Origin of the sequence: Niastella yeongjuensis, from assembly GCF_900110245.1 — a bacterium.
GTDB lineage: Bacteria > Bacteroidota > Bacteroidia > Chitinophagales > Chitinophagaceae > Niastella > Niastella yeongjuensis.
On sequence record NZ_FOCZ01000005.1, the window covers coordinates 681689 to 690886 of the forward strand.

The window sequence follows — 9198 nt, forward strand, 5'->3', positions numbered from 1 at the left end:
AGCAACTCACCTTTTATTATTGAATCCGTCCCTGAATTACCATTTGTGGTGACCATGGCCATGTCCCCGGCCATGATCTTCATAATGCCCACGATCTTCATAATGTCCACGACCTTCATAATGGCCATATCCATGACCATGACCGCGTGGGCCGTCGTAATAATGATGTTCAACATAACCACCACGTGGACCACAATCCCGTATTACCGGCTGGTGGCCTCTATAACCTCTGTAACGGGCATAAGCTACCCGATGGTCTGCATAATGCATATATGGTCTTGGACCGCTGCAAACGACTTTATAACCGCTATACAGATCATAGCCGCGGCAACGCGCCGGTAAATTGTACGAGAACTCCCAGTTAGGACCGTTCAGGTAAACAAACTGGCGCTGCGGAACATAGTAGTAACATTCAATATCGGGCAGGTAGTAATAATCAACCGATTCATAACCGGCAGGCCCCCAATTGGGTTGCGCACCGATATTCACGCTTACACTAACCTGTGCCTGTGACGAAATAAAAGAAGCTGTAGTTAAAAAGGCAAGTACTGGCAAAACTTGTAAAACCCGTTTCATAAATCATCGATTTGGTTACGAATAGAAGTCCAAAATACATGCCTTATCGATACGTTTATGTGGACAACTCTACAATTAACAAATTTTAAGATATAATCTGAAATTCAGCAGGTTAAACCGTTAAAACCAATATAAAATTGATTGTTGCATTAAGCCTTTGCATTTTATTAAGAAAGGCAGAGGGCAGAAGGCAGAGATAGCCACGCAATGCTATTTTCGTTTATAGTATTACGTCATTGCAAGCAGGAAGCCGTCGCGGTAACTATCAGGGGCAAAAAAAAGACAGCCAGCCATGCGGCCGACTGTCGTGATCTAGCAACCCCTAAACCAGCGAAATCGTTAAACAGGTAATTTTCAGAGCAACTTAACGATGCCTGTATGAACAAAGCTTTACCTGCCACTAATTAAAGCCGGTACTAAGACACCTCTTCCTCCGGGATATCTTTATCTATAATATTATATTTAATACACCCACGCGAGTTATCCAGCTCACATGATTGCATCTTCATAATCCGTATGTATTTTCTGTTCTTGAAAAACAGTGCCATGCAAAAAAAACATTACTAGCACAAATGATCAAATCCAGCGTTAAACGCTCGTCGTAAAAGCAGTACAAGACTAATAGGGAGGAGTTTTGCTATAACCGTTTGTTGATGCAAGTTAGTGTTTAGGGGAAAATAAAAAAATATTTTTTAGAGTTTTTAGTGTTAAAACGAATGAGCATAATTTTCACCAACTCCTTGTTCATCCAGCATTTGCGCGGATTCTACTTTTTCGTTTTTGCTCATCCTCACGGCCTTGTTCATATGTACTGCAATTCAACAAAATACATAAAAAAAATCCCGTTATAAGCGGGATTTTTTGTGAGTAGTGGGTAATGAGTTGTGAGTGGGCTCGCAAACTTCGGGAAATCCGGATAGTCGCAACCTCGCGGAAATTGAAAATGTACGAATATCGGGAACCCACTCACCACTCACTACTCACTACTTACAACTGACTTCTCCTTAGTGTTTTAGCTGCTAAAATCCTTTTTTAGATTCGGCAGCCGTACCTTTTGCATTTTCAGGTAACTGTATGGCCAGGAATTCGTTTCCCGACAGCACCAGTTTGGCAGCCTCCTGGATGTCTTTAGGTGTTAGCATATTCACATACTTTTCATAATGAACAAGTCGGTCGGGGTCACCACCCTGCGATTTTAACAGCAACAGCTTTTCCACCCAAAAACCATTGTCCTTTATGTTCTGCTTGTACGACTCCAGCCATTGTTTTTTCACCTTGTTCAGGTAAGTGGTATCAGGCCCTTTCGAAACCATTTCACTGAATTCGTTCTTAATGGCTTTTACCAGCGTATCAACCTTTTGTGGCCCGCAGGGCAACTGTACTACAAAACTGTAATTAGGGTATGGATACTTTTCCAGTTCGGCATAAGTACCCCCGCCATAAATACCCTGGATTTTTTCACGCAACTCTTCAATAATGCGAATGTTAAGGACTTCACTCAATGCCTGGGCTTTCATTTCAACAGCTTCACTATAAGGCATTTCTCCGGTGTAAAGACCTACTATCAGACTTTGTTCTTCTTTGCCCTTGTTAACCGTCAGTGTTTTTTTACCTGCTACAGGCCGAACTTTATTATCGACAAAATTGAATTTTTTACCGCTGGAAGGTAAACTGGCAATGTATTTTTCAATCAGCGGTTTTATTTCCGTTTCTGTAAAGCTGCCCGTAAATACAAACTGCATCCCGCTTACATCGCCGAAATGCTCTTTATTGATAGCCAGCACCCGGTCATAACTGACCTTATCGAAGTAGCTGCTGTTAGGCACTACTACCGGTGCTAACGGATTGTTATCGAACAATGATTTATACAACGTATCGGCAAATGCCGCCCGCGGGTTCGAACTGATAAAAGCATACTGTAGCTTATTCTTTTGTATGAACGCCCTGAATAAGGCCGTATCGCCGCGCGGCGCCGTGCAATGCAGGTAAGTGAGCTGGAACAGCGTTTCCAGGTCTTTTACGCTGCTGGTACCCCGGAAGCCCTCTGAAATGGCTGAAAAAACAGCTTCCACATTAACCGTTTTACCGGCCAGCACCTTACTTAAATCCGTAGGCGAAAACTGCCCCAGTCCCATGGCACTGGTAGCCTGTACCATATATTCAGCACTATACTTATCAACCACCCCATATTCGTTTTTACCACCGGGCCGGGTAGCGCCCATAATGATCTGATCGCTCTTGAAATCGGTTGGTTTTAACGTTACCGTAACACCGTTGCTTAATTTATAGTCAGTAGTGCCCAGCAGTGCATTTTTTGTAACAGCCAGTACCTTACCAGGCGTGGGTGTTTTGCTCAACAGGGAAGCTGCCACTGCTTTTTCCTCATACGGTTTAAGGTCGGCGTTTGCTTTTTCATCGATGATTGCCAACAGTTCTTTATCGGTTGGGGCCGTGCTGTCGTTTGTTTCCGGACCGCTCATATATACAAACAGGTTCTTCTGGTCTTTAATACCCTTCGATACCCCGTTTACTTCATTGAGCGTAACAGCGGGCAACATCGCTTTTACATATTCAAATTCCTTTTCAATGCCGGGTATGGGTTCCTGTACCAAAAAGTTGTTCATGTATTCATCCACAAGGTCGGCCGATTCTGTTTTAGTACGGTTGTTGTAAGTACGTTCATATTGCGCCAGTATCGTTTTTTTGGCGCGTTGCAATTCAGGTTGGGTAAACCCAAACCGTTTTACCCGTTCTATTTCTTCAGCCAGTGCATTCATGGCTTTTCTAACATCACCGGTACCAGCTGCAGCCATGGCATTAAAGCTCTCATACCCGCGGGCATACGAATCAAAATCAGCCCCGCCATAAATAAACGGTGGATCTTCTTTCTGGGTAAGTTCCTGCAGGCGTTCATTCAACATGGAAACAAACATCTGTTGAATCAGCTCCTGGCGGTAATCGCCTACCGTTACCGAAGCTTCTTTTTTAATGGCGGGATAATTTACAGACACCCGATAGCCGGTAGCCTCCTTATCGGTTACTATCATGGCCTGTGAAACATTGTAAGGTGGAACATCGGCGTATTCTCTTTTGCGTTCAGCAGTTGGGTTGGTCAATCCGGCAAAATGTTTCTTCACCATCTCCTCTGCTTTGGCCGGATCAAGATCCCCTACCACTATCACGGCCATCAGATCGGGCCGGTACCAGTCTTTATAAAAACGGCGAATGTTATCAACCGGGAAGTTTTTAATGATGCTGTCGATACCAATAGGTAAACGCTTTGCATACTTTGATCCTTCAAACAGATGCGGATACACTTTTCTGAAGATGCGGTCATTGGCGCCCTTGCCCATGCGGCTTTCCTCCAGAATAATAGCGCGTTCGCCATTGATATCTTCATCGAGATAGGTTACGTTATGCGCCCAGTCTTCCAGCACCTGGAAACCTTTTTCGAGGTTACCGGATTTATCTGTGGGAACCGGCAATATATATACTGTTTCATCAAAACTGGTGTACGCATTCAGGTCGTTCCCAAAGCCAACGCCAATATTCTGTAAAAAGGACACGATGTCATTTTTCTTGAAATGGGTGGTACCGTTAAAGGCCATGTGTTCGGCCATGTGGGCCAGCCCCTGCTGGTCGTCTTCTTCCAGAATGGAACCGGCATTCAATACCAGCCTTAATTCAACTTTCTGTTCGGGCTTTTTATTCTGACGAATGTAATACGTTAACCCATTGGCCAGCTTTCCGATTTTAACCTTTGTATCAACCGGTAATTTGCTTTTCAGGTTTAACTGGGCCGAAGTATGTTGAATAACAAACATACCAATCAGCAGCAACAGCCACCGCGCAACACGCAAAGAGTTCATCATGTTAGTTGTTTTTGGTACTACAAAAATATTGGGAGAGGCAATAACCTTAAGAGCCGTTGATAAAAAAAGGCAGAAGGCAGCGGGCAGAAAGGCCGCAACGCGGCAACCCAAAACCCCAAACTCAGAACCTAATAACCCACGAACCCAATAACGGCAACATAAGAGCAGAGAGCTTCTTCCTTCCAACTTTAAACTTTAAACTTCCAACTTTAAACTTTAAACTTTCTACTTTAAACTTTAAACTTAAAACGAAAAAGCCCGGCAATAATACCGGGCTTCTTATTATAACAAGTTTAGTTTATATCTACTTCGCTACCTCTTCAATAACATGTCCGATACAACCGCTGGGCATTTGTATGTGCAGCATGGCTGCCAGTGTAGCCGCGATATCGGTCATATACACTTCACGATTGGTTTTGCCTTTGGGTATATTCCAGCCATAGAACAGCAACGGAATGTGAGAATCGTAGGGGTTCCAGGCACTGTGGGTAGTACCGGTAGCGTAACCTTCCATATAGCCGGCCTGCAGCATCATCTGAATATCGCCGCTTAAATGCTGGTTATAACCATTGGCTACCATATCGCGTTGTTTAGCCGTTAAAGGCACTTCCATCAGTTTGTTCAGGTCAAACACCTGCCCTACCTCAGGCTGACGAATAAGGTAATTAATGATCGTTTTTTTAACCGCACTGGCATCCAGTTTCATAGAATCGATCAACTGGTGGTTCAGGTAGATCTGATGATTGAAATTACCAATGATCAGTTTGCCGTTACCGAATTTTTCGTTCAATATTTTAGCCAGCTCGGTATTCCATTTGGCGGCAGGCGCCAGTCCGCCAGGCAATTTATTTTCTTTGCTGAAACCAGGCACGTGTGCTACGGCGTGGTCAGCTGATAAAAACACCACGTATTGTCCTTTACCCACTTTGGCATCGAGGAAGTTAAAGAAGCTGCCCAGGTCTTTATCCAGGCGCAGGTAATCATCTTCCTGTTCAACTGAATTAGGACCGAATGTATGGCCGATATAATCTGGCGAAGAAAAGCTCACGGCCAGCATATCGGTGATATTGTCAGCGCCCAGTTGTTCGCCGATCACAGCTGCTTTTGCTATTTCAACCGTCATGGAATTACCATACGGAGTAGTGCAAATATTAGTGTAATTGGTACCTGCAAATTTCTTAAGATCGTATGGAAAAGCTTTTTGATCGGCGCCGAAAGGAGTGCCTTCATAGCTTTTTTCGTCGGCCGTACTTTGTACATAGGAGTTGATTGGGTACAACGTGTTCCAGCCCATTCCATAGTATTTATCTACGAGCTTCTGGGCATTGAAGTCCTGCATCCATTTAGGAAGCTCCTTCATGTAGTATGTTGAAGTTATCCAGTTTCCGTTACGGGAATCATACCAGTATGCCGCATTGGCTGAATGACCGGCAGGTAAAATACCACCTCTGTCTTTTACAGCTACACCAATTACTTTGCCTTTGAAATTGGTAGCCAGTCTTAACTCATCGCCAATAGTGGTAACCTTCATATTAAAAGGGCTCATAGCGCCGGGCAGACCTGCTTCCGCACCAACGGTTGACACAGTTGAATCTTCAGTACAGTATACATTCTTATTTCTTTGGGGATCGAACCAGCCGTTGCCTACAATGCCATGGATAGCCGGCACGCTGCCGGTATAAATACAGGTATGGCCACAGGCCGTGATGGTGGGTACGTAAGGGATCATGGTGTTTTCGCAGGAGAAGCCCTGGTTCAGGAAACGTTTGAAACCACCATCGGCAGCATAACGGTCATAAAAACGATAGAGGTAGTCCCAACGCATTTGGTCTATAACAATACCTACTACCAATTTGGGTCGGTTAACAGTAGTGGGAGCGGTTGTAGCCGTTTTTGTTTGAGCGGGTGAAATAAAACAAAACAGCAAAAAACAAGTAGTTGCTAATAGAAGGCGCATTAAAAAAAGTTTTGGCAAAGATAACCGGCTACCAAACCCCGTACATTAAAATTTCATAAAATCGGGCAGACAAACGATTGCTTAATCTTTTGATTGCTAACTTGTTTGAATGGCCCGATTTTACAAACTTTTAGAATATTCATTCAAATAATCGGGACCATTCGCCGTTAAACCAGGAAACCGCCCATACGGGCAGCCATTAAACCACCACGCAAGGTTATCAAAACATTAAAAACGCTACCTTTGCGCCATTCGCCAAAAACAGCAGCAATAACCCTTTAATTAAAATCCATATTATGGCAGATATTTTTGAAAGATTACTAAAGAATTATGGTCCAATAGGTCAACATCGTGAAAGGGCTCATGGTTATTTTGCATTTCCTAAATTGGAAGGTGAGATCGGGAGCAGAATGAAGTTCAGAGGTAAGGAAATGATCGTGTGGAGCTTGAACAATTATCTGGGTTTAGCCAATCATCCTGAAATAAGAAAAGCCGATGCAGAAGGTGCTGCTCAATACGGACTGGCATTACCGATGGGTGCCCGTATGATGAGTGGAAACAGCAACAACCACGAGTTACTGGAAAAGAAACTGGCCGAATTTGAAAGTAAGGAAGATGCCATTTTGTTGAATTTTGGTTACCAGGGTATGGTAAGCCTGATCGATGTGTTGTGCGGTCGTCACGACATTATTGTTTATGATGCTGAATGCCATGCCTGTATCATAGACGGTGTTCGTTTACATCCCGGTCACCGGTATGTTTTCAAACACAACGATATGGAAGATCTGGAAAAGCAGCTGCAACGCGCTACTGCCCTGATCGACAAACAAAAAGCCGGTGGTATCCTGGTTATTACGGAAGGCGTATACGGTATGGCCGGCGACCAGGGTAAACTAAAAGAAATTGCCGAACTGAAATCTAAATATGAATTCCGCCTGCTGGTAGATGATGCCCATGGTTTTGGTACCCTGGGTAAAACCGGCGCCGGTGCTGGTGAAGAACAGGGAGTGCAGGACGCAATTGACGTGTACTTCTCTACATTCGCTAAATCTATGGCTTCAATCGGCGCCTTCATTGCCGGTCCCAAAGCCATCATCGATTATATCCGTTATAACATCCGCAGCCAGATCTTCGCTAAAAGCTTACCTATGCCACTGGTAATTGGTAACCTGAAGCGCCTGGAGTTGTTACAAACCCGTCCTGAGTTAAAGGAAAAGTTGTGGGATGTAGCAACCAAACTGCAAAAAGGTTTGCGGGAAAGAGGTTTCGATATTGGCAATACTGATTCTGTGGTAACCCCTATTTACATGAAAGGCGGTGTGGAAGAAGCTACCGCCATGGTAATGGACCTGCGCGAAAACTATGGTATTTTCTGTTCTATCGTAGTGTATCCGGTAATTCCAAAGGGACACATCATTTACCGGCTTATTCCTACTGCCGTTCATACTGATGAAGATATTCAAAGAACGCTCACTGCCTTCTCTGAAACCAAACAGAAGCTGGATGCCGGCGCTTATAAAGTATCGGCTATTCCTGATATGGCAGAAGCTTAAACATATTGATTTACAGCATTTATTTTAATCCCGGGGTGAACCTCCGGGATTTTTTTATGTTTATTACCCAAAAGCCTGAGATATTAAATAAGAAATTATTCGAATAAGCGTTATTACTTATTAGAGATCAAAAGTTTCAATAGTAATTTGACGAAGTAAAAATTGCCAGGCATGTAATGAACTTTATTCCGGTACCCAAACATCAATATCTATGAAAGCGGTCTGTGTGCTGGCCTTGCTGCTGATGTTTATGACAGCTACAACGGCAAATGCACAAAGTAAAAAACTACCAGACAGTGTGAATGTACTGATCCGTTTGCACCCACGGGATGCTCAAAATCCCCTGGTTGATTCTGTATTGGTAATATTCGACCGTTTTGATCGTACCGGAGCCGGCATTGTAAAACGTATTTACCATCCCATCGATAATCAATTCACCATCTTCAAGGTGCCAGAAGGAAAGTATTATATAAATATTTTCTGTTTGGGCTTCTACCGCGACACTTTCAATGACCTGATGTTCGTAAGTAAAAGACACAGTAACAACCTGCGGTATAAATTAAAGCGAAATGATGAGTTTACGCCCGGCACTTATTTACCGGATATGGAAGTTGACTTCGCCAATTTAGCCATCACTAATATTAAGTCGTTCAGATAGTTTAAAGTTTAAAGTTTCAAGTTGAAAGTTTAAAGTTTAAAGGTTCGAGTTCCCGTTATTGGGTTATTAAGTTCTTGGGTTCTTAGCTCTTGAGTTCTTAGCTCTTGGGGTCTAAGTTCTGGGGGCAATGTTCTTAGGAGTTTGCTGCGAAGAAGTGTATTGCGTGTGGCTTGTGGTTGTATTTCTTTTTGCCTTCTGCCCTTTGCCTTCTGCCCTTTCCAGGGAGGTATAAAAAGCAAAAAGCCTCCTGACACCAGTCAAGAGGCTTTTTACAATAAATATGGCAACTACCTACTCTCCCACATTGTTGTGTAGTACCATCGGCCATGAGGGGCTTAACTTCTCTGTTCGGAATGGGAAGAGGTGAACACCCTCGGTATAATCACCATAAGATCTTTAGTTAAGATGTTATGTCTAAACCGTAATAAGATTACATATTGGGAAGTTGTAAATGCGATCGTAATAGAACTAACAATAAATATTATTCGTATTCAAAATTGTTAAAAAAATTAAAGCGTACGGGTAATTAGTACTACTCGACTTTGATGTTACCATCTGTACATCTGTAGCCTATCAACGTCA

At 43.3% G+C, this 9198-nt stretch carries 5 protein-coding genes and 1 rRNA gene; 2 read left to right on the top strand and 4 right to left on the bottom strand.

The genetic code is table 11. The annotated features are described in order from the left end of the window. Positions 1–36: 36 nt before the first annotated feature. The 3 genes from BMX95_RS16865 to pafA all read right to left on the bottom strand — a co-directional run bounded on the left by BMX95_RS16865 (position 37) and on the right by pafA (position 6405). Entirely contained in the window at positions 37–576 is a 540-nt protein-coding gene (locus BMX95_RS16865) for a hypothetical protein (protein ID WP_081203598.1), read from the bottom strand. A 1019-nt stretch (positions 577–1595) separates the two neighbouring features. Continuing rightward, positions 1596–4448, bottom strand: coding sequence for a M16 family metallopeptidase (locus BMX95_RS16870; RefSeq protein ID WP_081203599.1), 2853 nt, complete (start codon positions 4446–4448; stop codon positions 1596–1598). Positions 4449–4752: 304 nt separating this feature from the next. Continuing rightward, on the bottom strand, positions 4753–6405 hold the full coding sequence (gene pafA, locus BMX95_RS16875) for an alkaline phosphatase PafA (RefSeq protein ID WP_165759075.1): 1653 nt from the start codon (positions 6403–6405) through the stop codon (positions 4753–4755). 296 nt (positions 6406–6701) lie between these two features. Between pafA and BMX95_RS16880 the strand changes: the two genes are divergently transcribed. Next, positions 6702–7958 carry an aminotransferase class I/II-fold pyridoxal phosphate-dependent enzyme gene (locus tag BMX95_RS16880; protein WP_081203601.1) on the top strand — a complete coding sequence of 419 codons (1257 nt, stop codon included), beginning with the start codon at positions 6702–6704 and terminating at the stop codon, positions 7956–7958. 211 nt (positions 7959–8169) lie between these two features. Next, complete coding sequence (locus BMX95_RS16885; protein WP_081203602.1) at positions 8170–8616, top strand: hypothetical protein; 447 nt, start codon at positions 8170–8172, stop codon at positions 8614–8616. 278 nt (positions 8617–8894) lie between these two features. Here BMX95_RS16885 and rrf read toward each other — a convergent pair. Beyond that, a 5S ribosomal RNA gene (gene rrf, locus BMX95_RS16890) occupies positions 8895–9006 on the bottom strand. Between the last annotated feature and the right edge of the window lie 192 nt (positions 9007–9198).